Below are 26,183 nucleotides of genomic sequence, written 5' to 3'. Positions count from 1 at the left end.
GTCGATCATGGATCAGGAACAACCTTCAATAGAGCCTGCCGAAGCGCGAGATGCCGCTCCTTGGGTCGTTATATCTGCCAGAGAGCTCATCCGCATTGCGCCCGATGGAGCATTTTCTGGTCAGCAAGAACCAGCGCCATCATCGCCTCGACCACCGGTACACCGCGGATACCCACGCAAGGATCATGACGGCCCTTGGTCGATATTTCGGTCGCCTCCCCTTGGGGACTTATCGTTAGAACCGGCGTCAAAATAGAACTGGTCGGCTTAAACGCCACCCGGCAGAAAATGGGCTGGCCTGTCGATATCCCACCCGCAGTGCCGCCCGCATGATTGGATAAGAAACGCGGGCCTTCATTGCCGGGACGCATGGCATCAGCATTTTCTTCGCCGCGCAAACGCGCAGCGGCAAAGCCGTCACCGATTTCAACACCTTTGGTGGCGTTGATGGTCATCATCGCAGCAGCCAGCTCGCTATCAAGTTTGGCATAGATAGGCGCACCCCAGCCCGCAGGCACGCCTGTGGCCTCACAGGCAATGATCGCGCCAAGACTGCTGCCATCTTTGCGCGCGCCATCAACCAAGGCTTCCCAACGCTTGGCCGCCACCGCATCCGGGCAGAAGAAGGGATTATTCCCGATTTCATCCGCATCGAAATTCGCCATATCCACCGCGTCGCCGCCAATTTCTGCGACCCATGCCCGTACGGAGACTTCCGGAATGGCTAGCCGTGCAACCGCACCGGCAGCAACCCGTGCTGCGGTTTCCCGTGCGCTGGACCGGCCACCGCCGCGATAGTCGCGAAAGCCGTATTTCTGGTCATAGGCATAGTCGGCATGACCGGGGCGGTAAGCTTTGGCGACTTCGCTATAGTCCTTGGACCGCTGATCGACATTTTCGATCATCAGCGAAATCGGTGTGCCGGTGGTCTTGCCTTCGAAAACACCGGAGAGGATTTTGACCTGATCCGGCTCCTGTCGCTGGGTCGTATATTTCGACTGGCCGGGCCGCCGGGCATCCAGAAAGGGCTGGATATCAGCCTCGCTCAGTTCCAGGCCAGGCGGGCAGCCGTCAACAACCGCGCCGAGCGCGGGTCCGTGGCTTTCTCCCCAGGTGGAAAAGCGAAAGGCGTGGCCGAAGGTGTTAAAACTCAAAACTCGCTCTCCGCGTTTAAAGACTTATTCAGCATCCGATCCACATTGCCCGGACATCGGCATCCATCAATCCAGCGCGATATCCGGCGCATCTTCCTGTTTCATGCCGACGGTATGATATCCGGCATCGACATGATGGGTTTCACCGGTGACGCCAGCAGAAAGATCGGACAGGAAATAGAGAGCCGACGCGCCGACATCATCGATCGTCACATTACGCCGCAACGGTGCATTATGCTCGTTCCATTTCAAAATATAGCGAAAATCGCCAATGCCGGAAGCCGCCAGGGTCTTGATCGGACCGGCAGAAATCGCATTCACCCGAATGCCGTCAGGACCGACATCATTGGCCAGATATTTGACCGAGGTTTCCAGCGCGGATTTGGCCACGCCCATGACATTGTAATGCGGGATCACTTTCTCGGCTCCATAATAAGACAGAGTAAGCATGGACCCGCCCGCTCTCATCAGCGCGGCAGCGCGCTTGGCAACGGCGGTGAAGCTGTAAACGCTGATATTCATGGTCATCAGGAAATCATCCAGCGTGACATCGAAATATTTGCCGCGCAGCGCTTCCTTGTTGGTAAAACCGATCGCGTGAACGACGAAATCCAGCTTGCCCCAGCGCTTCTCGATTTCGGCAAATGTCGCGTCGAGCTGGTCCATGTCGCTGACATCGCAATCGAGCAGGAAATCACAGCCCAGTTCTTCGGCCAGCGGCTTGACCCGTTTGGCCATCACGTCGCCCTGATAGCTGATCGCCAACTCGGCGCCATCGGCGGCCAGACGCTGAGCGATACCCCAGGCCAGAGACTTGTTGTTGGCAAGCCCCATGATCAAGCCCCGCTTGCCTTTCATTAAATCACTCATCGCCATGGTCTCCTGAATTCCGATAATCGCCGCTGATAAACGCTATCCGGATGATTTTCCAGCGTATCATTCGTCCTGTCCGTTTCTGGAGGGCCGTTCGGCCAATGCAGCATTTATCTCGGCCCCGATTACCATTCCGAGGCCGACGAGATAGAAGAATATCAGTGTGATGATAACCCCGGCAAGGCTGCCATAGGTGAGCTGGTAATTTGACGCATATTTCAGGAAAACGGGCAAGAGTCCGGTAATCATGAGCCACCAGCCGCTGATGAATACCGCGCCCGGCCATTTGGGATATTGGCGCGGCCGATATTGCCGGGGGGTCAGCAACCGGAACAGGAGATAGAGCGTCGCAAACAGCACCAGAAACGGGACTGCATTGGACAGCGACACCCATAGTGCATCACCCTCGAGGGCCGGAAAATAAGTTCCCAGAAATTCACGGATCCCTGCAACCACGAATTGCGCGCTGAGCGCCAGCATCGCGAAAAATACGGAAACGAGAATGAGTACGATCGATGTCAGGCGATATTCCCAGAAGGCACGTTGGGCCTGGACGCCATAGGCGCGGTGCAGGATTTCGCGGATAGTCTCGATCAAACTGGTGGTGGTCCAAAGCCCCACGATCGCACTGAGCCACAACAAGGGGCCAGTCCGCGCGGTCATCGCGTCGTTGATCGGATCATGCAGGGCCGCCGCGACCGATGGCGGAACGGTGACCAGAAAAGCCTCTACAAAATCGGTGCCGACAGCGGTCTGTCCGAAACCGCCGACGACCGCCGCGGCAATGATGAAAAAGGAGAATACCGCGAGCAACGACAGATAGGCAAAATTCCCCGCGAAGGTGAAGCCGTCATAATAGACGCCGACCGCTGTGCGTTCCAGAATGATCAAGGCCTGACGCAACGGACTTTCGTTGGCCAGTTTATCTGTGGCCCGGTTCCCGGATGGTCGCGGCTGCCCCCTGTCCTGGTGACGGGCTTCCGGCGACAACTCGGACAGGGGACCGCGATTCAAACCTAAACACCCATACTGGAGCGTGGATTGTCTTTCGGATTCCAGTCTTTCACAAATTCAGCGAGCTTGTCGTCTTTTTCCGGCAGGGTGATCATCAAAGTCACCAACTGATTGCCCCGAACGCCGGATTTGCTGTGAAATCCCTTGTTCTTCAATCGCAGAGTCTTGCCCGAACTCGACCCGGCAGGAATCGAAAGCATCACCGGCCCGTCCACCGTCGGTACCTTGATCTTTGCGCCTTCCACGGCCTCTTTCAGGCTGATCGGCAGTTCCAGCCGGATATTGTCACCATCGCGTTCGTAAAACGGGTGGGAATTGATATGGATGGTGACAATCGCATCGCCATTGCCGCCCGGACCCTGTCGCCCCTTGCCGCTAAGCCGCATCTGGGTGCCTTCCTCGACTCCCTTTGGCAGGCTGAGGTCGATGGTCTTGCCATCCTCAAGCGTGATACGTTGCTTCTGCAGCGTTGCTGCGGCAATAAATTCGACCTTTAGGCGATAGCTGACGTTGGCACCCTTGGACGGTGGCGCGCTGCGCTGACGGCTGCCGAAAGGCGAGCTACCGCCCCCACCGCCGAACAAGCCTTCAAAATATCTCCAAATCCGCACCGGCATTACCGAAATCATGTTGCTGGCCGCCCGGACCCCGCTGATATCCACCGCTTCCTCCGCCAAAGCCGAAGGGCGCTGTTGGATTGCCTTCCGCATCAATTTCGCCGCGATCAAATTGCCCGCGCTTTTCCTTGTCGAGCAGCAGATCATAAGCCCGTGTGACATCGGAGAAACGCTCCGTCGCCTTGGGGTTATCCTTGTTCTTGTCGGGATGCAGTTCCTTGGCGAGCTTGCGATAGGCAGACTTGATTTCCTTGTCGCTTGCCCCCTTGGCAACACCCAATGCTTGATAGGGATCTATCATTATTTGACCTTTTTCAAATCCTTACCATGCAGAGATTGGCATTTGTCTCCAATTTTCAACTCTACTGTCTTATTCGGGCAAAACGGCATCTGCAACCTTGTTATGCCGCGTGAAACGCAACAGCAGATAAAGAACCAGTCCCAATGGCCCCAGCATCAGGACAAACGCCAAGATAGGTATCTGCAACCAACGTGCAAACCCGTATTTATCCGCATTGCGCGCCACCCAGATTCCGACAAACAGATCGAAGGCCAGATAATGTATCCAGCCGACGGTAGCACCGCCGGGACTGGAAAGCAGTTGCTGGATTGCCGACAGACTCGAAAAGTCCAGCGAACCGCCGCTACCGCCGTCAATCAGACCCACCGTCATGGGGATCACGATCAGGGCATAAGCGAGGGCCAGCAGCCCGACCCCGCCATAGAACAATCCGGTCATTATATTATGCGACCGCGGCGCGAATGCGAGAATGAGCCACATCAGCAATGCATAATTGTTAGTGATCGTAAATATCAAGTCCCAGTTCACAAAAGCCTCTCCTTGCCGTGCTTCTAGCAGAAAACAGCGCTTTGTCGCCGGACAAAATTTGTTTGTTTGCCGGTTATCGGCAGGATGTTAAAGGCAGCGGCATGACAGATCCATTTCCCCTATTCGAGACTTGGTACGCCGAAGCGCGAAAAACCGAGATCAATGACAGCAACGCAATGACCATTGCCACCGCCGATGCCGATGGACAGCCATCGGCACGGATGGTTTTGCTGAAGAGCCATGGGCCGGATGGCTTTATCTTCTACACCAACCAACAAAGCCGAAAAGCCAGCGATATCGCGGAAAACCCCAAGGCCGCGATCTTGTTTCACTGGAAAAGCCTGCGTCGCCAGATCCGGATCGAAGGCCAGCTTTCAGCGGTAGATAATGCCAAGGCAGACGCCTATTTTGCCTCGCGCAGCCGGGATTCACAGCTGGGAGCCTGGGCATCGGACCAGTCGCGCCCGCTTGCCGACCGGGCAACCTTCCTCTCCCGATTCGAGGACATGAAACAGCGGTTCGATGGCCAGGATGTCCCGCGTCCACCGCATTGGTCCGGTTATTGCCTGACCCCCGATTGTTTTGAATTTTGGCAAGACGGCGCACACCGGCTGCACGAACGGCGGACCTTTGTTCGCAACGGAGACACGTGGACGGAAGGACTGCTCTACCCATGACGTACCTGCCTTATTATCATGTCGATGCTTTTGCCGACCGACCCTTTACAGGCAATCAGGCAGCGGTGATGCCGCTCGATAACTGGCTGGAAGACAAAATATTGCAGGCCATTGGCGAGGAAAATAATTTCGCCGAGACAGCCTTTTACCTGCCCGATGAAAGCGGCGAGGCAGACTATGAACTACGCTGGTTCACGCCAACCGTGGAAATAGCGCTCTGCGGCCACGCCACGCTCGCCAGCGGGCATATCATATTGTCGCAGGAGCCCGATCGCCAGCAGGTGACTTTCCGGACACGGCAGGCCGGCATCCTGACCGTCGTGCGCGATGGCGAGGGTTATGCGCTGGACCTCCCCGCCTATGCCCCCGGGCCCAAAGACATGCCGGAAATTATCACGCTGATTGGCGGCGACCCCGTTGAAACCCAGTTTCACGAAGGGCGTTATCATGTTCTTCGCTATGCAAGTGCAGGCGAGATACTGGCTCTAAAACCGGACCTGAAAGCACTCGCCGCGCTGGGCAACGCGCAGTTTATCTGCACCGCACCGGGCAAGGACAGCGATGTTCTGAGCCGGGTTTTCGTCCCGGGCGGAGGAGTTGATGAAGACAGTGTGACTGGCTCTGCCCATGCCGTACTGACCCCTTTCTGGGCAAAGCAGCTGGGTCGCGACAGCTTCACGGCCTATCAGGCCAGTCAGCGTGGCGGCTATGTCAATTGCCGATTGGACGGCGACCGAGCGTGGCTGGGCGGGAAATGCGTAACGGTCGTCGAAGGCAGGTTTCGCCTTTAGCGCCCCGGCCGAAGCTGCTGTTAGCCCCGGATTGGGAACAGAGCCATGATCCGGCCAATCTGTGCGCTCATCGGCGCCAGCACATCATCTTGCGTCTTGCCCAGCCGGACCACTGTCAGTTGCTGTTCGGGCGACACGACGATCTGCTGACCGAGATGGCCGAGCGCGGCGAAGATAGTGTCCGGCCCATTGTCGGGGAAAAGCACCTGATTGCGACCCTCGGGACGCCTTTTGTTCAGCCAGAGATGACCGCCATAGGCCGGGTCGTTTTCCGAGGAAGCCTTCATGAACCGGACCCAGCTGACCGGCAAATGCTGTGCGCCCTTACGGGCCCCATTGTTGCGCAAAAATTCGCCAAACTTGCCATAATCACGGGCAGTGGCATGAATGAAGCTGCCGCCAAGGAAAGTGCCGTTCGGACCAAATTCCGGATAGGTACCATCCATCCCCAACGGCTCCAGGAGGCGGCCCCGGATGAACCGCAAAGTGTCGTGGCGGCGCACCTCGGGGTCCGCACTCTTCGTCAGGGTGCGGGCTATAATATCGGAAAGTATGATGCTGGTTGCAGTGCTATATTCAAATTTCTCGCCCGGACGCGCTTCCATCGGGCGCGCTTCGGCATAGGCCGCGGTATCCTGCGCACCGTCCAGGAACAGCATCCGGTTGGTATCCGCCTCGAATACAGTTTTACCGCCTTCTTCCGGCAACTCCGTATGATCAAGGCCGGAGGACATATGGAGCAACTGACGCAGAGTTATGTCGCCACGCGGATCACCCGGTCTTTGCCATGCCGGCACCGGTGCCGGATCATCGAGCACCAACCGGCCATCTGCTACCAGGAATCCAATCAATGCTCCGGTGAAACTTTTGGCCATCGACCAACTGATGAACCGCGTATCCTCGTCATAACCCTCACCGTAGCGTTCGGCGATAATTTTCCCTTGATACATTATCAGGAAAGCCCGCGTTTCCGCCATCGCCGGGTCTCAAAAAGCGGGGAGATTGCCGCATCCAGCCGCGCCTTGGCAACGGGGCTGGCATCCGAAATATATGCCAGTTCCGCCGCGCTTTTTGCGGGGCCTCAACGGCTTCCCCATTCGATCCGCAAGAAGAAAGAACGAGCGTCAGGGCCGGTATCAAAGCGAGTTTAATCTTGTGCATGAGCCGTCGTTGCACCAATAGAAGCCGCCATGGCAACCGTAAAAGACACATCATCATCACGACCGAGCAAGGCGCGTTTGGCAATATATGCCGGGGCGCTCTTCCTTGTCGTTCTGGTCGCTCTGTTCGTTTATAATTATAAAAGCATAAAGGGTCAGCTTGACATCGGGACTGCCTACGGGGCCCGGGTTGCCTGTTCGTGCCACTATATCGGCGGTCGGGATATCGAGGATTGCGAAAAGGATTTCGAGCCCGGCATGGAAGTGATCAGATTGACTGTCGACGAGGATCGCAAGAGAGTGACCGCATCTGCGTTGCTGATGGAATCTGCTACCGCCGAATTTCGCGAAGGCTGGGGCTGCCTGATGCTGACCGACGAGCAAGTCGAGGCTGAATAGGCTAGACTTCGACGCCCGCCAGCCATTTCTGCTCAACCGCAGCGGTGCTGACGATCCAGCCACCACCCAGCACCCGGTCCTTATGGTAGAAAACCGCCGCCTGACCTGGAGCGACACCGAATTCCGGATTGTGGAACCGCAGTTCCTGTCCTTCTAGTCGGGCGAGAGTGGGCTTCGACATCGAGCGAACCTTGACTTCCACCGGACCAGCATAATCACCGCCGATCCAGTTGATGTCGCGCAACGATGCAGAAGCCACCGCAAGGGCCGCTTTGGGACCGACAATGACGCGTTTAGCCTCCGGGTCCAGTCGAATGACATATAGTGGTTCGGCCTGACCGCCAATTTCCAATCCCTTTCGCTGGCCTACGGTATAATGGATAAGGCCCTTGTGGCGCCCCATTATTCTGCCATCGATATGGACAATCTCGCCGTCATCGTCGGCATCCGGGCGCAATTTGCGTACGACGCTGGCATAATCGCCATGCGGTACGAAACAAATGTCCTGGCTGTCCGGCTTGAACGCTACCGCCAACCCCATTTCCTCGGCGATTTCACGCACCTGGCTTTTCGGCATATCGCCGAGCGGGAAACGCAGATAATCCAGTTGATCCTGCGTGGTAGCAAACAGGAAATAGCTCTGGTCCCGCGCCGGATCGAGCGCCCGGTGCAACTCTGCACCCTCTGGTCCCGGCACGCGCCGGACATAATGGCCAGTAGCCAGACAGTCCGCACCCAGTTCGCGGGACAATTGCAGCAGATCGGTGAATTTGACGCCCATATTGCACTGTACGCACGGTATCGGTGTCCGGCCGGCCATATATTCGTCGGCGAAGACATCCATCACCGAATCCTTGAACCGGCTGGCATGGTCAAAGACATAATGAGCAATGCCAAGCCGATCGGCCACGGCGCGGGCATCACGAATATCCTGGCCAGCACAACAGCTGCCGACGCGCCCGACCGCCTCACCATGGTCATAAAGCTGCAGGGTAATGCCAATGGTTTCAGCGCCGGTACGAGCCGCCAGAGCCGCCACCACGCTTGAATCGACACCGCCCGACATGGCCACGACAATGCGTTTGCCCGTCAGGTTATCGCCCAGCTGAAAATTTCCGTTCATTCTGTCCGTCATCACAATTGCACCCCTTAGAGAATTCCCGCCGATTGCGCCAGCGCGGCGAACAATTCCCTTCCCGGTCCCCGATATGATCCATTTTGGTACGAATTGGGCCAACACAAGGAAGGATTGCTTAACTTCTCCTAAGGCCTCGTAAACATCCCTTTTACACTAGTTTATACCTTCACTGCTAGACCGGCGTCTATGGAAATGAACTTCCCCCATAAAGGCATGCAATGGCCTGTGCTTGATGAAGGTCGGGATGTTGCCGCGCAACGTGCGGATCAGCAGGCCTTGCTTGCCAGGGCCATTGCCAGACAGACGTCGAGCCAGTCGGCCCGGAAGTTTGTGGCAGCCAAGCATGATGCGGGAGGCGCAAAGCAGCCGCTGCACGCCTCCTTCATGGACGACCGGATGGCTTTTTTGCCGGAAGGTCGCGTTCCGGCACGTCCGGCTACAGGGAAGCAATATTGTTCAGGACCGGGAGTTTTCGGCCTGATCTGGCACAGCAGGGAATCGACAAATGAGAGAGTAGTGAAATTATAAACGTGACGTTTACCTTGGCAGTTCAGGTAATCGAAAAACTCTACCGGTACGAAGGCCAGACGTAACGGGAACGGGGTAAAATGCCGCAAGGCAAAATTGAGGGTAGTATGATTGAAAACCAAAAATAAAACCAGCGCAAGTTGTCGGGCCCCTTGGCGAACCGCTCACCATTGACGATTTGCCAAAGCCGGGTACGACTCGCTGGGTAGTCCGCCGCAAGGCAGAAGTCGTCGCGGCAGTGAACGGCGGCCTGCTGACTGTTGATGAAGTTTGCGACCGCTACGATCTGTCTCTGGAAGAATTCGCTTCCTGGCAACGGGCTGTCGATCGGTCCGGCATGCCGGGACTGCGCGTGACGCGAATCCAGCATTACCGCGACTTGTACGAGCGTCAGCAGAAATATTGACCGCCATTCCTCCGGATGCAGCTTCCGGACATGAGAAATTGAACAGGACCGCCGGACTTGCTCCGGTGGTCCTTTTTTATTCCTTCAAGTTCAAGCAATAATCGTCTATGTAATTGTATTCGCGAGTGTAAAGAATTTATATTCGTATACAATCAGGAGGAACATATGGGTTGGATTATTGCATTGATCGTTGGCGGTATTGCGGGCTGGCTGGCCAGCATGGTCATGGGGCGTGATGCTTCCATGGGTGTCTTCTGGAATATCATTGTCGGCATCATCGGTTCGGTGATCGGCAACTTCGTTGGACGTTACTTCGGATTTGGCGGCAGCATTCAGGAATTTTCAATCGCCGGGCTGCTCACAGCTTTTGTCGGTGCGGTTGTCCTGTTGCTGATCCTCAATCTCATCCAGCGCGGCCGGGTACGCTAAACCCGCTCTTCAGCCGGAAATTCTGAATCGGGAAGGGCCGGTCCGTTGGCGGATCGGCCCTTTCATACGATGATATCGATCGTTGATCGAACCGGGACTTGAAAGACGGGCCGAATTCTGTTCCGGCTTGCTGCCGGTGCTATATTTATGTAACACAGCTGATGAAAATCCGGATTGACCCGAAAATCAGCGATTCTTTTGTGTATTGCAGTGTGAAAATACGATAAGAGCCCGACTGAAGAGTAAAAAATGAATTATGAATCAACCATCCCCAGCGATCATATCGCAACGCTCGAAGATGCGGAAATGCGAAGCACAAAACGCACGCGGCTGATCATCACGGTTGCCGTCCTCCTGGCGCTGTTGCTGGCCTATATCGCCTATAATTATTTTGTTGGCAGCGCGGTCGAGGAAGATGGCGCGAGCCAGGCCCCGATGGTCACGGTCATGAGCCCGGGCAAGCAACAGGTCGTGCGCACCATCAATGCAACGGGCACTCTGGCCGCGCGACGGGAAATTCAGGTAAGCGTGGTCGGTGAAGGTGGCCGCGTGACCAATGTCTACGTCGACGCCGGTGACTGGGTCAAGCAGGGCCAGATCATGGCGAGCATCGACCAGTCGGTCCAGTCCCAGCAGGCCGCAAGCCTCGAGGCTTCAGTGGGTGTATCGCGCGCTGATCTCAATCTGGCGCAGGCCAATCTTGATCGCGCCGAACAGCTGGTCGACCGGGGTTTCATTTCCAAGGCAGATATCGACCGGCTGACAGCGACCCGCGATTCCGCCGCCGCGCGTCTGCGCGTCGCACAAGCGCAATTCAGCGAAGTTCGGGCGCGCAATGGCCGGCTGAACATCGTCGCGCCCAAGGCCGGACTGGTTCTGGAGCGCAATGTCGAACCGGGCCAGACCGTCACGCAGGGCAGCGGAACCCTGTTCCGGATGGCGCAAAATGGCGAGATGGAATTGCAGGCGCGACTGGGCGAAAGCGACCTGGCCAATATTTCGGTCGGCACCACGACCCAGGTTACCCCGGTCGGAACCGACAAGATTCTCACCGGACAGATCTGGCAAATCTCTCCGACCATTGATCCCCAATCCCGTCAGGGCATAGCCCGGATCGCTCTCGGCTATGACAGCGCCCTGCGGCCCGGCGGCTTTGCCAGCGCCAGCATCGAGAGCGGTACATCCGAAGCTTCGGTCATCCCGGAATCGGCATTGCAGAATGATAGCGAAGGCAGTTTCGTCTATATTGTCGACGCGGACAACAAGGCCGTGCGGCGCGACGTCGTTGTCGGCTCGGTGTCGAGTGCCGGGATTTCGATCATTTCCGGCCTGACCGGAAATGAAAAAGTTGTGCTCCGCGCAGGCGGCTTCCTGAGCCCTGGCGAAACCGTTCGGACAACCGTGCAGAAAAATGCTGGCGGCGCTTGATCCGTGCGCGAATTTGAGGCCTGATCGATGAATCTTCGCAATATTTCCGCCTGGAGCACCCGCAATCCGGTTGTGCCGATGGTACTGTTTGTCGCCCTGCTCTTTGCCGGCTTGCTGAGCTTCAACCGCATGGACGTGGTGAACAACCCGGACGTCGAATTTCCGGCTGTCTCGGTAAGAATTTCGCAACCCGGTGCCGCGCCTACGGAAATCGAGAACCAGATCACCCAGAGGGTGGAGGCAGCGGTCCGGTCAATCAGCGGCGTCAAGAATATCAGCTCGACGGCCAGCGAAGGCAGCAGCAGCACATTTGTCGAATTCGAGATTGGTGCCGACGTCAACGACAGCGTCAACGAAGTGAAAAATGCGGTGGACCAGGTTCGCGGGTCGCTGCCCGATGGCATATTGGAACCGCAAATATCGAAAGTCGACGTCGCCGGCGGACCGATCGGATTTTTGCGGTCAAAGCCGCTGACATGACCGTCGAACAGCTCAGCTGGTTCGTCGATGATACGGTCGCCAAGCGCCTGCTGACCGTCAACGGCATGGCCGAGGTCAACCGCTTTGGCGGCGTCGACCGGGAAATCCGCGTCATTTTGAAACCCGACCGGATGCAGGCGCTGGGTGTGACCGCCAACCAGGTCAACAGCGTGCTGCGCCAGGTGAATATCAACGCGGCCGGCGGCCGCGCGGAAGTGGGTGGCACCCGCCAATCGGTCCGCGTTTTGGGCAATGCCGACGACGCCTATGAACTGTCGCAAACGCAGATCGCCCTGCCAAATGGACAGGTCATCAAACTCAGCGATGTGGCCGAAGTCAGCGACTCCTTTGGCGAGCGCAGTTCGATCAGCAAGGTCAAGGGCGTAGAGGTTGTCAATTTCTCCATGGACCGGGCGCGCGGTGCCTCCGACGTCACGGTATATGACGCGGCGATCGAAATCATGGACAAGATCGAGGCCGAAAATCCGGGCATCGAATTCATTCCGCTCGGCACCAGCGTCGACTATACCAAATCACAATATAAGAGCTCGATGCTGGCGATGATCGAAGGCGCCATATTGGCGGTGGTCGTGGTCTTCATCTTCCTGCGTGACTGGCGCGCGACGGTTATCTCCGCCATCGCCATTCCCTTGTCTGCAATTCCGACCTTCTGGTTCATGGATCTGCTGGGATTCAACCTCAACTTCCTGTCCCTGTTGGCGCTCGGCCTGGTGGCCGGTGTGCTCGTCGATGACGCGATCGTGGAGATCGAGAATATCGTGCGCCACATGCGCATGGGGAAAACCGCCTATCAGGCGTCGATCGACGCTGCCGATGAAATCGGCCTCGCCGTGGTCGCGACGTCTTTCTGCATCGTCGCCGTCTTCCTGCCGGTCGGCCTGATGCCCGGCATATCCGGTCAGTTTTTCAAGAATTTCGGCATCACGGTGGTTGTCTCCGTGCTGATGAGTCTGGCAGTCGCACGTATGATCACGCCGATGATCGCCGCCTATTTCCTCAAGGCCAAGGGCCATGCGGAGCATGGCGAAGGCGTCTGGATGGATCGCTATATGCGGCTGCTGCAATGGGTTCTCGACCGCAGCGAAGCCGATCGAATCCGGGAAAGTCTTGTGCCGGCCAAAGCCGCCTGGTGGCAATATCTGTGGGGCTTCGTGATGTTCACCCTGATCGTTGCCGCGTTCCTAGTGCCAGCATTCGCGGTCGGTTTCCTGCTGAACGGACTGATGGAGACGCTGATTCCCAGTGACCTTCTCAGGGCCCTGCTGAGTCTCGCTGGCGGCATTGCCGTGGGCGGGCTGGCCGGATATTTCGTGGCCTTCCTGTTCAGAATTCTTTCGGGGGGCATCGGCGGTCGCTTTAGCGACTGGTACGCCTATCGTTCCGGCCGATTCCGGGCACGTGCCCATGATCACCGGATGTGGATGATGGGCGTCGGGATAATAGCCTTCGTATTGACCGTGATCCTGTTCGCGATCACCCCGCAGGAGTTCCAGCCGGTTACAGACCAGGACACGAGCCGGGTCGAGATCGAGGTTGTTCCCGGCACCACTCTGGAGCAAACCGAGAAAATCGCCGATCAGGTATCCGAGCTGATGTACGCGCAGCCGGAAGTCGATCGCGCCCTGACCCGGGTGCGCGAGACCAATGCTTCGGTCTTCGTATCGCTGAAAAAGGAGCGGAAGAAACCTCGATCGAGTTCGAGCGGAGCATGTTGCCCGAGCTTCAGAAGATTCCCGATGCCCGGATTTCCTTCCAGTCGCAAAGCGGTGGCGGAGGAACCGGACGCGATATCTCGATCATGCTCACCGGCTCCGACCCGGAACTGCTCGATGCGACCGCCGCGCAACTGGTCGAACAGATGAAGGATATCAAACTCGTCCGCGCTCCTCGGATCGCGGCCGATCTCAGTCGCCCGGAAATCATTATCACGCCCTACCTCGATCTTGCGTCCCAGCTCGGTGTCACCACCGCTGCGCTCAGCCAGACGATTCGCATCGCCACGCTCGGCGAGATCGACCAGAACGCGGCAAAATTCTCGCTGTCGGACCGGCAGATTCCGATCCGGGTGATGTTGCCGTTGGAATCGCGAAACGATCTGACCACCATTCAGAACCTGCCGATTCCGATTGCCAGCGGCGGCACCGTGCCGCTCAGCCGGGTAGCCGAAGTAAGCTTTGGTTCCGGACCGACTTCGATCCAGCGCTATAACCAGAACCGCCGCACCTTTGTCGGAGCGGACTTGGCCCCGGATGTGATCAAGGGCGAGGCTATGGAGCAGATCTTCGACCTGCCGATCATGAAAAATCTGCCGACCGGCGTATCGAACGAGGCCTTTGGCGAGGACGAATGGCAGGCCGAACTGGCCGTGAATTTCATGATCGCCCTGATTTCCGGTATCTTGCTGGTCTTCGCGACGCTGGTCCTGTTGTACAAGCGGGTGATGTCGCCGTTGGTCAATATGGGCTCGCTGGCGCTTGCCCCTCTCGGCGGCATATTCCTGGTGTGGATCTGGGGCCTCTCGCTCTCCATGCCGGTACTGATCGGCGTGCTCATGCTATTGGGTATCGTCAGTAAGAACTCGATCCTGCTGATCGACTTCGCGATCGAGGAAATGCAGAAAGGTATTCCCAAATTCGAGGCAATCATGGATGCCGGGCACAAGCGTGCGCAGCCGATTGTGATGACCACAGTCGCAATGACCGCGGGTATGGTACCGACCGCTCTCTCCTTGTCGGGCGACGGCGCCTGGCGCGCACCGATGGGTGTTGTCGTGATCGGCGGCCTGATCGTGTCGACCCTGCTGACACTGGTTATCGTACCCGCTGGCTTCAGTCTGGCAGACGGGTTCGAACGCCGCGCTGGGCCCTGGTTGCGCAACAAGATGCTGACCTACAAGACCGGGGACGATCGCCATGACCGGCCCGGGGCAGAGGTCCAGCCCGCCGAGTGAAGCCGATATCGTCACACAGAAGCAGCGGCAGCGTTACCGGCTCCGCTACCAAGTCCAGCAACGCGGGCCGGGATATGAAGATCATCGCCACCGGCATGCTGGTGGTGATGGCGATCATCTATTTTGCTGCCAAAAGCTATGAAAGCGTGCACCCCGCCCTCGGTTTTGTGCGCGCCTTCGCCGAGGCCGCAATGGTCGGCGGCCTGGCCGACTGGTTTGCCGTCACCGCCCTGTTCCGCCATCCCATGGGTCTGCCGATTCCGCACACCGCGATCATTCCGCGCAACAAGGACCGGATCGGCGATACGCTGGCCAATTTCCTCAAGGATAATTTCCTGATTTCGCGACTGGTCGCCCAGCGCATGCGCCATGTCGACCTTGCCAGCGGTATCGGCCGCTTCCTGCAATCGCCGAGCGGTGGCGAAGGCCGGCTGAAATTCGGTGCGTCACGGCTGCTGGGCGATGCCATTGCCTCGCTCGACAAGGACCGCCTGGGCACGATGTTCAAGGGCGCGGTCAAGAAACAGGCCGTCGGACTCGATATCGCGACACCGATGGGTCAAATTCTCGCCGCGGTCATGGCGGAAACCGGCACGGACCGCTGATCGATTCGAGCATTCGCTGGGCCTATCGGACGCTGGACACCAACGAGGCGGTGATCCGTAAAATCGTTACCGACCGTGCCAATGCGGTGATGCGCTGGACGGGTCTGGACGACCGGGTTGCCAACGAGGTGCTGGATGGTCTCTACAAGCTGATGGCGGACATGGCGGCCGATCCCCATCATCCGGTCCGGGCGAAAACCGAGGAAAGCCTCGAGCAACTGGCCAGAGAATTGCAGCATGATCCGGACCTGCGCCAGAAGGTGAATGAATGGAAGCTCGAGATGATCGAGAATCCGGCGATTGCCTCATGGCTCGACGGAATCTGGGAACAGGGCAGGGAAGCGTTGCTGCGCGCGGCGCGCGATCCCGATGCGGCCATGGCCGGCCAGTTCGGCGATGCGCTGATTCAGCTGGGCAACAGCCTGCAGCAGGACAAGCAGCTGAACCGCCAGATCAATCGTTTCGGGCGACGCGCCGTCATCGGCGTCGTCGACAGCTATGGCGACAATATCGTCAAGCTGGTGTCAGAGACGATCCGCGGCTGGGACACGCAAACGATTACCGACCGGGTCGAAAATGCGGTCGGCCGCGATCTGCAGTTTATCCGCGTTAACGGCACGCTGGTTGGCGGGCTGGTCGGTCTGTCCCTCCACACATTGGGCTACTGGATCTAGCGCGAGAGCAACAGGCGCGCCTGCCCGGCAATTTGCGCGAGCATGGCGATCGACGGCTTCGGCGTCTGCTGCGCCCGGTCCATGATCTTCCTGAACTGGGCCACCCGGGCAATATTCCGCTCCGCCCAGCTCTCGACAAATTGCTGCATGTCCTTGCCGCGGGTGCGACGCAGGAAATCGAGGCGCATCTGCTGGAAATCGCGCGCCAGACCGGCCACCAGCAAGCGGTCCCAGGGATCGGACGGATTGATCCGGGTCGCGGTCATCTGGGCCCAGTCGAGACCAAGCTGGCTGCCGAGCTGGGTAAAGGCCGCAGCGACGTCCAGGGCGTCGATTTCCCGGCTATGCGCCAGATAGGCGATGCCGGCCGCGCCGTCATTCTTGTAGATATTGGCGATCTTGCCAGCGATTTCGGGGGTCGCTCCCGCCTCGACCAGCAGCTTGACCTGGCGCGACGCCTGCAGCCGCCCTTCGGCGGTGATCAGATTCTCCACATTCTCGTTGAGCAGGGTGACCCCCGGCGCGAGCATGTTGACGGTGTCGTCGATCCGGTCGTCCGACACGCCGATCCGCATCAGGTCCGCCATATGCGAGCGCAGGACATAGGCGAGCCGGTCGAACAGCGTGATCCTTATATCTTCCGCAATCTCGGCCACCTCCAGCGCGTGCCACAGCCGGTCGGCGTGGAACAGACGTTCTGCCATGACAAAGGCCCGCGCGACCTCTCCCAAGGTGCAGCCTTCCTCCTCGGCCAGTTCGAACGGGTCGATCAGCCCGAGCCGGTTGATCATCCGGTTGGCCAATTTGGTCGCGATAATCTCGCGGCGCAACTGATGGCTGAGAATGGCTTCGCGATGGCCTTCCTGCATCGCCGGCGGAAAGGCCTGCAGCAATTCGCTGTCCAGCCCCGGGTCATCCCCCAGATCGCTATTTTCAATCGCGCCCTGCAGGGCAAGCTTGGCGGTGGATATCAGCACGGCCAGTTCCGGCCGGTACAGCCCGCGGTTCTCCTGACCGCGCCGGATCAGATCCTCGTTGCTCGCCAGCCCTTCAACCGCCCGGTTCAGCTGGCCCTGTTCCTCGAACTGTTCGATCAGGCGAACATAAGAGGGTAGAGATTTCGCCCCGCCCATTTCGGCGATGGACAGGCCGAGTGCCTGCAGCCGGTTGTCTTCCAGCACCAGTGCGCCAACATCGTCGGTCATGGACTTGAGCAACATGTTCCTTGCGTCCGGCTGCAGATTGCCGCTGGCCAGTTCCGCGTTGAGGGCGATCTTGATATTGACCTCGTTGTCGGAGCAATCAACCCCGGCGCTATTGTCGATAAAGTCGGTGTTGATCCGGCCCCCCTTCGCGGCAAAAGCGATCCGCGCGGCCTGGGTAATCCCCAGATTGGCGCCCTCGCCGATCACCTTCACCTGCAATTGCTCGGCGTTGAGACGGATCTTGTCATTGGCCGGATCGCCAACCTCGATGTGATTTTCGGACGCCGCTTTCACATAAGTGCCGATCCCGCCAAACCACAGCAGATCGGCGTTGCATGCCAGTATCGCGGTCATCAGTCTGGACGGAGTCGTCTCGACATCCTCGGGCAGACCGAGCATCCTGGCGGCCTGTTCGGAAATCCGGATCGTTTTGGAATTGCGGGAAAATACCCCGCCGCCCGTGGAGATCAGATCCTTGTCATAATCCTCCCAGCTCGACCGCGGCAGTTCAAACAGCCTTTTCCGTTCGACCCAGCTTTTCGCCGGATCGGGATCCGGATCGATGAAAATATGCCGGTGATCAAAAGCGGCCACGATCTTCAGACTTTTGGAGAGCAGCATGCCGTTGCCGAACACGTCGCCCGACATGTCGCCGACCCCCACCACCCTGACCGGTTCGGTCTGGATGTCGATCCCCGACTCGGCAAAATGGCGCTGGACGGAAACCCATGCGCCGCGCGCGGTAATGCCCATGGCCTTGTGGTCATAGCCGTTGCTGCCGCCACTGGCGAATGCATCACCGAGCCAGAAACCGCGATCGATGGCGATCTGGTTGGCAATATCGGAGAAGCTCGCCGTCCCCTTGTCCGCCGCCACGACAAAATAGGGGTCATCCTCATCGAGCCGCTGCACTTTCGCAGGGGGTACGACCTTGCCATCGACGATATTGTCGGTCACCGACAGCAGCGCAGAGATGAATATCTTATAGGCTTCGACGCCTTCGGCGAGAAAAGCGTCGCGGTCATCGCCCGAAGGCAGCTGTTTGGCAAAGAAGCCGCCCTTTGCGCCAGTCGGCACAATCACGGCATTCTTGACCCGCTGGGCCTTCATCAGCCCCAATATCTCGGTGCGGAAATCGTCCCGGCGGTCGGACCAGCGCAGCCCGCCACGGGCGACCGGACCGGCCCGCAAATGGATCCCTTCCACGCGCGGGCTGTAGACAAATATTTCCCGCCACGGCAAGGCGCCGGCAATTCGGGGATTTTGGCGCTCTCGATCTTGAAAGCCAGCGCTTCGCCGGCCCGATAGGCAAAGGCATTGGTGCGCAATATCGATTCGATCACCGCCCGGAACAAACGCAGGATGCGGTCATCGTCAATGGCATGGACGGTGACCAGACCGGCGTCCATGTCCCGCATTGCCACCTGGGTTGCCTTCACGCGATCGCCGTCAAAAGCAGGATCATGCAGCGCGCGGAAAAGCGCGATCATTGCGGCCGTCACATCCGGCGCCTCGGCCAAGCTTCCACAACGGTAATCAGGCCGTAGCTCAGACCGGTCTGGCGCAGATAGCGGAACCAGGCCCGCATCCAGACCGTCGAGCGGGCATCGATGCCGGCGGTGGTGATAAGCTGGTTGAAGGCATCATTTTCGGCCTCGCCGTCCAGCACATTGGTGATTGCCGCTTCTATTTCGTCGGACCGGGCAATCAGGCTGTCGCAACGCTCTTCCGAGCGCAGTTCGAGCAGGAAATCGTGAATGAAACCGAGCCGGCCATCGTCAAGCGGGGTCGGAACCGATTCGAGCACGGTAAACCCGAAATTCTCCAGCGTCGGAACCGCATCCGAAAGCGGCAACGCACCCCCGAGATGGTAGATTTTCAGCCGCAGCAAATTGTCCGCATCACTGGCAAGCCGGTAAAGCCGGGTGGAGCGCTGGCCGCCACGCTCCAGCTTGAACAATCGCATGATATCCTTGGCGGCCTCCAGCGCGCCATAGGTCGACTGATAAGTGCCCGGGAAACAATTGGCGTAGCGCTGCGCAAGAACCGCCGCGCGGTTTTCCTGACCCGCCTCCCTCAGATTGCGCTCGACTTCCGGCTTCCAGCCCCGGACCATATTCTCCAGTTCCTGGTCGAGCAGGTCGGGATCCGGAATCCGGCCGTCGGTTCCCATGTCGAGCGTATAGCGCAGAGAGGAGACTCCCCCCTCTTCCAGCGTATTGGACCAGCTCAATATTTTTGCGCCGGTTGCCTCCGTGAGCATATGTTCGACATTCTGCCGCCGTTCGGTCGAAAGCTGCTCGCGCGGGAGCCAGACAAAGGCGAAAAGATGGCGGGCGAGCGGCGAGATCACGCTATGCAGTTTCGGGCGCGGCCGGTCGATCAGCGACATCGAGATCAGGGCCAGTTTTTCCAGATCATCCTGCGCAAATGTGATCAGCAGATCGTGCGGCAACGATGTCAGTGCATGGGTCAGGCTTTTCCCCGCGTGACCCGATACCGAAAATTCGAACTTGTCGAACAGACGAGTGAGCTGGGTTCGCAACACCGGAATATTCTCGGGCGAAGCGGCCAGCGCCGCACTGGTCCACATGCCGGAAATGATCGACAGCGCCGTGATCCTGTTCTTCTCCCGGACCGGCACGATGATCAGGTCCATCAGCACGTGGCGATGTACCGTGGAAAGCTGGTTCGATTTGATGATCAGCGGCGCCTTGCCACCATTTTCAAACCATTCGAACGCGCGCCTCCGGCTTTCGTCCGACAATATCGGCTGCGGGCGCATGCGGGCGATCCCGAGTTCCTGGGTGCGGCCACCGCTGGTATCGACCCGTTCGTGCCCCAGCAAAGTCAGGTTGCGATCGAGGAACCAGCGGAGCAGGGTCGCGCCCTCGCCTTCCGGCAGGCCGTCGGCATTTTCCCCGAGCACGATCTGCAGTTTCAGCCAGTCAGCCACCGCGGCGGCAACATCCTTGAGATTGGCGCGCAGCGCCTTGACCAGTTCCCTGCGAATCCGGGCATCGGTCCGCTCCAGCTCGATATAGATGACCGACTCGCGTTTTTCGCCGCGGGTTGCCTGCTCGACAAATTCGATCAGCTGGCCTTCGGCGTCGCGCCTCACGGCTACCACCGGGTGAATCAGCCGTTCGACGGTCAGACCGAAACCGGCAATGGTCGCGCATACCGAGTCGACCAGAAACGGCATGTCGTCGTTTACGACCGCAAGGCGCAAATGTCGGTGATCCTGTTCGCCGCTTACGCTTTCCAGCGACAGGTTCGCCTCGCTGCCGCGCCGTTCCCGGGCGGATCGCAACGTGAAACGCGCCGCTTCCTCGCACGCATTTTCGTCAAATCCGATATTTTCACCCGGCAACGCGCTTTCGCGAAAGGCGGCGACCAGCGCCTTCTCCAGGCTGTCGTCTTTGGTTCGAGCTGGCTTGGATTTCCGTTCGCGATTGGCCGCCATTTTTCCCCCAAGTGGATCGAGACGGGTCAGGACCCCGTCGGCATGGCCATGCTATGCGCCCAATCGGCAACGCGCTCAAGAGGCTAGCCGGTCCTTTTCGCAGGGCTGCAGGAGAATGTTCGCGATAGTGATATTTCTGTTACAGATGTAACTATTGCCGGGATGATCGCGGCATGGCCGGCGCGCCGGCGACAATCAGATCTCGGTATGTTTCAGCGCCTGGCTGGTCAGCTTGTCATTGCCGCGAACCGGTCCGACGATGGACAATTCACCGTCCGAACCCTTGCGGGCAACCAGCACGACAAATTCGGAGTCGCCCGGATCAATATCCTGCAGTCTCTGTGACGGCGCCGCGCGCAGTTTCACCAGCAAATCCTCACCGGCCGATCTGAGCTTATTGAGCAGGCCGGACGTCCGTCCTGCAGCACGTTCGGCATGGACAATCGCTTTCAGCCCGCCCTCCTGCTGGCCCAGAAGATCAGCCAGCGTTCCCCTGGGAATCGCGTTGCGCTTCGCATATTTGAGGATGGTCGCATATTCGGTCAGCCGCGTCTTGTCGTAGCCGGTGCCGAATACCAGTTTGACAATCGGCGTCATCGGCGCGCGTTCCTGGACCACAAGACCGCTGTCCTCGAGCAGCATCTCATATTCGCTCGGAAACATCTCGGTCATCAGGTAGAAATCATAGGCATGGCTGATTGCGGCATAAAGCGCCGCACGGCTGCGTTGCTCATTATGCGCGGCGTGGTCGGCGCTGTTCCGGGCTGCTGCCAGCCAGTCGGCCAGACTTGCGTCCTCCGCCGGCTGTTCCGGCGATTCCGCCTCGGCCGCTTCCGCTGTAATGGCAAAGGCAGATGTGAGTTCCAGCGGTTTGACCGCTTCCCGTTCGTCCAGACCGGTCGCATTCGGCCCGTCTTCCCAGACCGGTCCTGCCACTTTCCGTTCGGGGGCCGAGAGCATCGCTTCGGATACCTGCCCCTCGATCTCCTGCTGGACGGCGTCGGTGGCGACTTCCTTCCAGTTGATCACGCCATAGATGAAATCTATCGTGTCATCGTCGGTGGAGAAGGGCAACAGGATGCCGCGATACATGATCGTGATCCCCTGATGATTGACGAATTCGGCTTCGAAACCGATCGGGGCCTGATTGGCGATGATCTGCAGATAATGGTCGGTAATCCTCGACAGCAAGGAACGCGGCGGCACGTCGGCAACCGCGGTGATCGACGCATCGATATTGCACTCTTCGCGAAGCTCGCGACCGAGAAACTGGATCGAGGGATTTTCAACACCATTGGTGAAATCGAGCAAAACGCTGTTCGGTCCGAAGTCCCCGTCCGTTTCGGGCGAAAGATCCTCGACATTCGGGAAATGCCGTTCGCCCAGCAGGCTGGCCCAGAAATTATAGGCGCGCACATGCATGCGGCGTTCGTCCTGGCTGATCGGCGGCGGCGCCTCGACCGCGGCGTCGTCATCTTCAAAGACCGTGTAATCAGGTACCGAAAGCAGGTCCTGATCGCCGAGTTCGTTGTGATTGCGTAGGTTTTCCATGCTGCCCCATTGCGATTGCATCAATTCCACACTGGTCTGCACCGCACATGGTAAATATATGGTAAATATCCGGATAATGACGGCCAGAGCCGTTTGCCGCGAGCCCCGGACCGCATCCGCACCAACCCCTCGAAATATCGACTGCGCGCACTTGTCACGGCAAGACTCTGCTGTTAATGGCGCGCGATCAACGGAAATTGCGTGAGGCCGAACCTCATCCGTTTCCTCGATGCCGCTTTAGCTCAGTTGGTAGAGCATCGCATTCGTAATGCGGGGGCCAGAGGTTCGAATCCTCTAAGCGGCACCACCCAGTTTCCTATGAACAGAATTGATCGTCAGGGGCCGCCCTTTTGTCGTTTGTATGGACGACGATCGATTCGCCTTAATTCGATTGTCCGTAGTCAGAGAATTTGGCAGGGAGGGACACCGGTCAATTATATCGGAACGGCACAGGTTCACGCATTGCGGTTATTTTCGGATAAATTGCGACACTGAATCAAGGCCGCCGATGTTCAAAGGCAGATAATTATGGCAGTTCCAGCGCATATTCGTTCGGCGGAAGATGTTATTGTCTCCGAATGCGAAAGCGAAGTTTTTTGCTCAACATGAACGGCGAACGTTATTTCAGCCTGAAAGGAGTGGGCAAACGTTTTTGGGAAGAGATAAGCAGAAACACTTCTGTCGAACAGGCTATGGAAAAACTACTTGGCGAATTTGCTGTTAGCCGAGAGGTGCTACGCAACGATATCACAGAGCTTTACGAGCAATTGGCGGAACGCGAGCTGGTTGTAGAGGTGCCGGACGGCAAATGAGCATTGGCGCTTTCCTGAATGTAGCACGACGATCCGTACGGCGGCTGAACATTTGGCCGGAGAGGCGCCGGTTGACGGCATTGGGCGAATCAGTCTCACCGGAATATCTTACGCTTTTTCTGGGTAACCCGCGTTCGGGCACGACCCTGATCCGCAGCCTGCTCGATGCGCATCCGGCAATAGCGCTCGGCCAAGAGCTCAATCTGGTCGAGCTATTTGCGCGCGGCGAACGGTCCTGGGAATATATGTGCGGTGCGATGCTCGACAATGCGGCGCGGTTTGACGCTGATCCGATTTGGAATGGTTATCCGTATGGAGTCAGCTACGACCATGGCCAGACGAGCGACATATTGGTGATTGGCGACAAAAGGCTTCGCGAACCAGCGCGATCATGGGTGAGCAACCGGCATTGATGACACGGCTGCTAGATTGGAGCCCGGTTCCCGTAAAGTTCATCCATTGCGTGCGCGCGCCGCTGGACGTTATCGCGACCAAAACGAAGAAAAATGGCAAGGGCCTGATGCGCAATATAGATATTTACTTTGAGCGCGAATGCATTGCGATGCAGGCCGAACAGCAATTATCAAAAAGTCAATTCCACCGCGTGCATCTTGAGGACATGATTACTGCCCCGCAAGACAGTCTGAAAGCGTTGCTGGCTTTTCTGGGAGTCGATGGAAGCTCTGAATATATTGAGGCCTGCGCAGCCCATGTGTTCGATAGCCCTCGCCGCAGCCGCGATGCAGTTGAATGGACAGACGTACAAAAAGACGCGGTGCGGACGGGGATATCGAAAATCGAACATTTGCATCGCTACCAGGAAGGTTGCAGCTGATGTCTTCAAATGACTTCAAACTCTGCAATCATCCATGCTGATCGACTTTGATCGCAAAAGACGGCTCATGGCCTGTTCGGCGCGGAGTGACGCGCAGCAGTTCAAAGCCTTCCGTCTGGGGCGCAGGAGAAATCAAAACTCCGACGACGACATCATGTCGCCCCTAGATGACTGAAATAATCCCGATCAAACGTAAGATGCGGCATTGGAGCCATCGGCTACGCGGCTGGCGCGCGCAGGTGCATCCGGCGCCGGTATTCCTGTTGGGCCATCCAAAATCGGGAACGACGGCGATTGGCTCGCTGCTCGCGCGCGCCACCGGTTTGGAGGTGGCTCATGATCTGTTTCAAAGCTTTGGCATATCCAGGGCCGAGGCGGCAGATCTGATCGAGGGCAGAATGACAATTGCCGCGTTTGTCGCAAAATATCCTTATGCGTTTGCCAGCCCGCTGCAAAAATGCCCCAAGCTGACCTTCGCCTATCCGGCTCTGGTCCAGCATTTCCCGCTCGCCCGTTTCGCGCTGATCGCGCGCAATCCTTATGATACCATCCGCAGCTTCCTGTTCCGCCGCGGATTGCCCGGGGATGCGACGCGGATCGAACGCCCCTTGGCATTGCTGCCCGAAAAGCTTGAGGGCCATTATATTGACCGGCTCGCGCATCGTTGGAATTTGGCGGCGGAGGTGGCGCTCGATCATCCGGAGCATATAACCAAGATTCGCTACGAGGATTTTCGCGAAGACAAGATTGGCGAGATAGCCCGTCTGGCAGATAGCCTGGGGCTGACCGCGCAACATGATGTCACGCCATGGCTCGATATCGACTATAAGCCGCGCAGTCATACCGGCACGACGGTTGAGCAGTTTTTGGCACCGAGAATTTTGCGCGGATCGGAGCGATCTGCGGCGAAAACATGATTCGGTTGGGTTACACTAAAGGGGCCGAATCATGACCTATCTTGATGGCAGATTTCAGGACGGCAAGCTGGCGCTTCACGTTTCGGCGGGACCGGCTCAGATTGACGCTCTGCGCTCCGGATATCGCAAAGCGTCGCCCTTCCCCAATATGGTGATCGACAATTTTCTTTCATCCGAACTTGCCGAGCGGCTGAGCGACAATTTCCCGCCGCCCGCATTGGCCAGCGTGTCGCGCGACAGCCAGCAGCAATATTTGAAACGCGGATACAGACCTTCCAGCCTTGGCGAGCATCCGTCGGCGGAGCTGCTGAAGGCGTTTAACAGCGAGCCGGTGATTGCTTTGATGGAGGCGCTCACCGGCCACCAGAATCTGGTCGCCGATCCCGATTTGGTCGGCGGCGGTTTTCACGAAATCGAACGCGGCGGGCATCTGGATGTGCATGCCGATTTCAATCTGCACCCGCGAATGCGATTGGTCCGGCGGATCAACTTGATCGTTTTTTGAACCGCGAATGGGAGCAAGACTGGGGCGGCGCGCTAGAGCTATGGCAATCCGACATGAGTGCATGTGCTGTCTCCGTGCCGCCGATATTCAATCGCGCGGTGATTTTCGATACCGGCAAGATGTGCTTTCACGGTCATCCTCACCCGCTCAAATTACCCAAAGGACTCACCCGCCGGTCAATGGCACTCTATTTCTATTCGGTCCAGACCCCCGCCGACAGCGACGTTGACACCCTGACCAATTGGCAAGGCCGGGCCGGCAAAAGCACTTTGGCTACCAATTGGATATCGCGGGCACGGAGAGCTTGGCGCGCTATTGGAAATTGACATGTTATCGACGCTGTCATCTAGGGCCTTGTGATTGTATCGATAGTATCTTAGATCCGGTGGCCTATTGCAATTTTCGGTATCCGGGGAGTTCTTATGAAAAACGAAATGAACGAACAAAACAACACCAAAGCCGTCTATGAAAAGCCTGAACTGGAAGATCATGGTTCGCTGGCCGAGCACACGCAATCTGGCAATGCTGCCGGTGCAGCGGGTGATCTTGGTTCTTCATAAGCCCGCCCTTTTGGATCGCGTCTGACGGTTGATTACAACCGCAGGGTCGGTAAGCCGCAGCGACTTTCTCAGCAAGTTTCGGATTTCGTCAACGGGGAAACAGCGCGCCGGGTGTGCCATCGCCGATGAGCATAGCATCGCTATGGCTATTCCATCTTT

The 26,183-nt window shown here is 58.0% G+C and carries 23 protein-coding genes, 1 tRNA gene and 4 pseudogenes; 17 read left to right on the top strand and 11 right to left on the bottom strand.

Features of this window, described 5'->3' with window-relative positions:
- Positions 1–86: 86 nt before the first annotated feature.
- The 5 genes and pseudogenes from aroC to C8024_RS08065 form a co-directional block, all read right to left on the bottom strand.
- Positions 87–1,154, bottom strand: a complete 1,068-nt coding sequence (aroC, locus tag C8024_RS08085) for a chorismate synthase (RefSeq protein WP_173204000.1) — start codon at positions 1,152–1,154, stop codon at positions 87–89.
- A 66-nt stretch (positions 1,155–1,220) separates the two neighbouring features.
- Positions 1,221–2,024 carry an enoyl-ACP reductase FabI gene (gene fabI, locus C8024_RS08080; protein WP_173203998.1) on the bottom strand — a complete coding sequence of 268 codons (804 nt, stop codon included), beginning with the start codon at positions 2,022–2,024 and terminating at the stop codon, positions 1,221–1,223.
- A gap of 66 nt (positions 2,025–2,090) precedes the next feature.
- Positions 2,091–2,930, bottom strand: a complete 840-nt coding sequence (locus C8024_RS08075) for a YihY/virulence factor BrkB family protein (RefSeq protein WP_254305712.1) — start codon at positions 2,928–2,930, stop codon at positions 2,091–2,093.
- A gap of 113 nt (positions 2,931–3,043) precedes the next feature.
- Positions 3,044–3,959: pseudogene (locus C8024_RS08070) on the bottom strand (DnaJ C-terminal domain-containing protein).
- A gap of 69 nt (positions 3,960–4,028) precedes the next feature.
- Positions 4,029–4,487 (bottom strand): ABA4-like family protein, encoded by a 459-nt coding sequence (locus C8024_RS08065; protein WP_173203996.1) that lies wholly within the window; start codon positions 4,485–4,487, stop codon positions 4,029–4,031.
- Positions 4,488–4,588: 101 nt separating this feature from the next.
- On the opposite strand from C8024_RS08065, the gene pdxH reads away from it, so the two are divergent.
- On the top strand, positions 4,589–5,164 hold the full coding sequence (gene pdxH, locus C8024_RS08060; RefSeq protein ID WP_173203994.1) for a pyridoxamine 5'-phosphate oxidase: 576 nt from the start codon (positions 4,589–4,591) through the stop codon (positions 5,162–5,164).
- Entirely contained in the window at positions 5,161–5,955 is a 795-nt protein-coding gene (locus tag C8024_RS08055; RefSeq protein ID WP_173203992.1) for a PhzF family phenazine biosynthesis protein, read from the top strand. The genes pdxH and C8024_RS08055 overlap by 4 nt, the downstream gene beginning before the upstream one ends.
- A 20-nt stretch (positions 5,956–5,975) precedes the next feature.
- Here C8024_RS08055 and C8024_RS08050 read toward each other — a convergent pair whose 3' ends face one another.
- Positions 5,976–6,905, bottom strand: coding sequence for a serine hydrolase (locus tag C8024_RS08050; RefSeq protein WP_254305711.1), 930 nt, complete (start codon positions 6,903–6,905; stop codon positions 5,976–5,978).
- Between the two features lie 240 nt (positions 6,906–7,145).
- Here C8024_RS08050 and C8024_RS08045 point away from each other — a divergent pair, with 240 nt between their 5' ends.
- Positions 7,146–7,514, top strand: a complete 369-nt coding sequence (locus C8024_RS08045) for a hypothetical protein (RefSeq protein ID WP_173203988.1) — start codon at positions 7,146–7,148, stop codon at positions 7,512–7,514.
- Position 7,515: 1 nt separating this feature from the next.
- Here C8024_RS08045 and mnmA read toward each other — a convergent pair whose 3' ends face one another.
- Complete coding sequence (gene mnmA, locus C8024_RS08040; RefSeq protein ID WP_173203986.1) at positions 7,516–8,637, bottom strand: tRNA 2-thiouridine(34) synthase MnmA; 1,122 nt, start codon at positions 8,635–8,637, stop codon at positions 7,516–7,518.
- A 201-nt stretch (positions 8,638–8,838) separates the two neighbouring features.
- Between mnmA and C8024_RS08035 the strand changes: the two genes are divergently transcribed.
- The 6 genes and pseudogenes from C8024_RS08035 (at position 8,839) to C8024_RS08005 (ending at position 16,173) form a co-directional block, all read left to right on the top strand.
- Entirely contained in the window at positions 8,839–9,180 is a 342-nt protein-coding gene (locus C8024_RS08035) for a hypothetical protein (protein ID WP_173203985.1), read from the top strand.
- 124 nt (positions 9,181–9,304) lie between these two features.
- The gene (locus C8024_RS08030) at positions 9,305–9,586 is read left to right on the top strand and encodes a DUF1153 domain-containing protein (protein WP_173204090.1); all 282 of its coding nucleotides are present in this window, start codon (positions 9,305–9,307) and stop codon (positions 9,584–9,586) included.
- Between the two features lie 165 nt (positions 9,587–9,751).
- Complete coding sequence (locus C8024_RS08025) at positions 9,752–10,015, top strand: GlsB/YeaQ/YmgE family stress response membrane protein (RefSeq protein WP_100092886.1); 264 nt, start codon at positions 9,752–9,754, stop codon at positions 10,013–10,015.
- Between the two features lie 249 nt (positions 10,016–10,264).
- Positions 10,265–11,443 (top strand): efflux RND transporter periplasmic adaptor subunit, encoded by a 1,179-nt coding sequence (locus tag C8024_RS08020; protein ID WP_100092887.1) that lies wholly within the window; start codon positions 10,265–10,267, stop codon positions 11,441–11,443.
- Positions 11,444–11,470: 27 nt separating this feature from the next.
- Positions 11,471–14,894, top strand: a pseudogene (locus tag C8024_RS21290) (efflux RND transporter permease subunit).
- Positions 14,895–14,968: 74 nt separating this feature from the next.
- Positions 14,969–16,173: pseudogene (locus C8024_RS08005) on the top strand (DUF445 domain-containing protein).
- On the opposite strand, the gene C8024_RS23165 reads toward C8024_RS08005, so the two are convergent.
- The 4 genes and pseudogenes from C8024_RS23165 to C8024_RS07995 all read right to left on the bottom strand — a co-directional run bounded on the left by C8024_RS23165 (position 16,170) and on the right by C8024_RS07995 (position 22,395).
- Positions 16,170–17,306, bottom strand: coding sequence for a hypothetical protein (locus C8024_RS23165; RefSeq protein WP_367947231.1), 1,137 nt, complete (start codon positions 17,304–17,306; stop codon positions 16,170–16,172). The pseudogene C8024_RS08005 and the gene C8024_RS23165 overlap by 4 nt on opposite strands.
- Before the next feature lie 66 nt (positions 17,307–17,372).
- Positions 17,373–18,787, bottom strand: a pseudogene (locus tag C8024_RS23160) (NAD-glutamate dehydrogenase domain-containing protein); the annotation flags it as partial.
- Positions 18,788–18,876: 89 nt separating this feature from the next.
- Positions 18,877–20,844 (bottom strand): hypothetical protein, encoded by a 1,968-nt coding sequence (locus C8024_RS23155; protein ID WP_367947222.1) that lies wholly within the window; start codon positions 20,842–20,844, stop codon positions 18,877–18,879.
- 195 nt (positions 20,845–21,039) lie between these two features.
- A complete protein-coding gene (locus C8024_RS07995; protein ID WP_254305710.1) occupies positions 21,040–22,395 on the bottom strand; it encodes a hypothetical protein in 1,356 nt (451 codons plus the stop codon).
- A gap of 231 nt (positions 22,396–22,626) precedes the next feature.
- Here C8024_RS07995 and C8024_RS07990 point away from each other — a divergent pair.
- The 8 genes from C8024_RS07990 to C8024_RS07955 all read left to right on the top strand — a co-directional run bounded on the left by C8024_RS07990 (position 22,627) and on the right by C8024_RS07955 (position 26,024).
- A tRNA-Thr gene (locus C8024_RS07990) sits at positions 22,627–22,702 on the top strand.
- Positions 22,703–23,000: 298 nt separating this feature from the next.
- Positions 23,001–23,207: a PqqD family protein gene (locus tag C8024_RS07985; RefSeq protein ID WP_173203983.1), complete on the top strand. Its 207-nt coding sequence runs from the start codon at positions 23,001–23,003 to the stop codon at positions 23,205–23,207.
- Between the two features lie 71 nt (positions 23,208–23,278).
- Positions 23,279–23,620 carry a sulfotransferase gene (locus C8024_RS07980; protein ID WP_173203981.1) on the top strand — a complete coding sequence of 114 codons (342 nt, stop codon included), beginning with the start codon at positions 23,279–23,281 and terminating at the stop codon, positions 23,618–23,620.
- Positions 23,599–24,042, top strand: a complete 444-nt coding sequence (locus C8024_RS07975; RefSeq protein WP_173203979.1) for a sulfotransferase — start codon at positions 23,599–23,601, stop codon at positions 24,040–24,042. The genes C8024_RS07980 and C8024_RS07975 overlap by 22 nt, the downstream gene beginning before the upstream one ends.
- A 167-nt stretch (positions 24,043–24,209) precedes the next feature.
- A complete protein-coding gene (locus C8024_RS07970; RefSeq protein ID WP_173203977.1) occupies positions 24,210–24,959 on the top strand; it encodes a sulfotransferase in 750 nt (249 codons plus the stop codon).
- 31 nt (positions 24,960–24,990) lie between these two features.
- On the top strand, positions 24,991–25,464 hold the full coding sequence (locus C8024_RS07965; RefSeq protein ID WP_173203975.1) for a hypothetical protein: 474 nt from the start codon (positions 24,991–24,993) through the stop codon (positions 25,462–25,464).
- A 53-nt stretch (positions 25,465–25,517) separates the two neighbouring features.
- A complete protein-coding gene (locus tag C8024_RS23150; protein WP_367947230.1) occupies positions 25,518–25,790 on the top strand; it encodes a hypothetical protein in 273 nt (90 codons plus the stop codon).
- A 96-nt stretch (positions 25,791–25,886) separates the two neighbouring features.
- Positions 25,887–26,024, top strand: coding sequence for a lasso RiPP family leader peptide-containing protein (locus C8024_RS07955; protein WP_173203971.1), 138 nt, complete (start codon positions 25,887–25,889; stop codon positions 26,022–26,024).
- Positions 26,025–26,183: the final 159 nt, after the last annotated feature.

This window comes from Sphingopyxis sp. BSNA05 (assembly GCF_013265645.1).
Lineage (GTDB): Bacteria > Pseudomonadota > Alphaproteobacteria > Sphingomonadales > Sphingomonadaceae > Parasphingorhabdus.
The sequence above is the reverse complement of the archived record's forward strand: the minus strand, read 5'-3'. Positions and strand labels throughout refer to the sequence as shown.

Excerpts from the sequence above, each read along its gene's own strand:
- fabI (WP_173203998.1), bottom strand. The coding sequence starts at position 2,024 with ATGAGTGATTTAATGAAAGGCAAGCGGGGCTTGATCATGGGGCTTGCC.
- pdxH (WP_173203994.1), top strand. The coding sequence starts at position 4,589 with ATGACAGATCCATTTCCCCTATTCGAGACTTGGTACGCCGAAGCGCGA.
- C8024_RS08055 (WP_173203992.1), top strand. The coding sequence starts at position 5,161 with ATGACGTACCTGCCTTATTATCATGTCGATGCTTTTGCCGACCGACCC.
- C8024_RS08050 (WP_254305711.1), bottom strand. The coding sequence starts at position 6,905 with ATGTATCAAGGGAAAATTATCGCCGAACGCTACGGTGAGGGTTATGAC.
- C8024_RS08045 (WP_173203988.1), top strand. The coding sequence starts at position 7,146 with ATGGCAACCGTAAAAGACACATCATCATCACGACCGAGCAAGGCGCGT.
- mnmA (WP_173203986.1), bottom strand. The coding sequence starts at position 8,637 with ATGAACGGAAATTTTCAGCTGGGCGATAACCTGACGGGCAAACGCATT.
- C8024_RS08035 (WP_173203985.1), top strand. The coding sequence starts at position 8,839 with ATGGAAATGAACTTCCCCCATAAAGGCATGCAATGGCCTGTGCTTGAT.
- C8024_RS08025 (WP_100092886.1), top strand. The coding sequence starts at position 9,752 with ATGGGTTGGATTATTGCATTGATCGTTGGCGGTATTGCGGGCTGGCTG.
- C8024_RS08020 (WP_100092887.1), top strand. The coding sequence starts at position 10,265 with ATGAATTATGAATCAACCATCCCCAGCGATCATATCGCAACGCTCGAA.
- C8024_RS23165 (WP_367947231.1), bottom strand. The coding sequence starts at position 17,306 with ATGGGCGGGGCGAAATCTCTACCCTCTTATGTTCGCCTGATCGAACAG.
- C8024_RS23155 (WP_367947222.1), bottom strand. The coding sequence starts at position 20,844 with ATGGCGGCCAATCGCGAACGGAAATCCAAGCCAGCTCGAACCAAAGAC.
- C8024_RS07995 (WP_254305710.1), bottom strand. The coding sequence starts at position 22,395 with ATGGAAAACCTACGCAATCACAACGAACTCGGCGATCAGGACCTGCTT.
- C8024_RS07985 (WP_173203983.1), top strand. The coding sequence starts at position 23,001 with ATGAACGGCGAACGTTATTTCAGCCTGAAAGGAGTGGGCAAACGTTTT.
- C8024_RS07975 (WP_173203979.1), top strand. The coding sequence starts at position 23,599 with ATGGGTGAGCAACCGGCATTGATGACACGGCTGCTAGATTGGAGCCCG.
- C8024_RS07970 (WP_173203977.1), top strand. The coding sequence starts at position 24,210 with ATGACTGAAATAATCCCGATCAAACGTAAGATGCGGCATTGGAGCCAT.
- C8024_RS07965 (WP_173203975.1), top strand. The coding sequence starts at position 24,991 with ATGACCTATCTTGATGGCAGATTTCAGGACGGCAAGCTGGCGCTTCAC.
- C8024_RS23150 (WP_367947230.1), top strand. The coding sequence starts at position 25,518 with ATGAGTGCATGTGCTGTCTCCGTGCCGCCGATATTCAATCGCGCGGTG.
- C8024_RS07955 (WP_173203971.1), top strand. The coding sequence starts at position 25,887 with ATGAAAAACGAAATGAACGAACAAAACAACACCAAAGCCGTCTATGAA.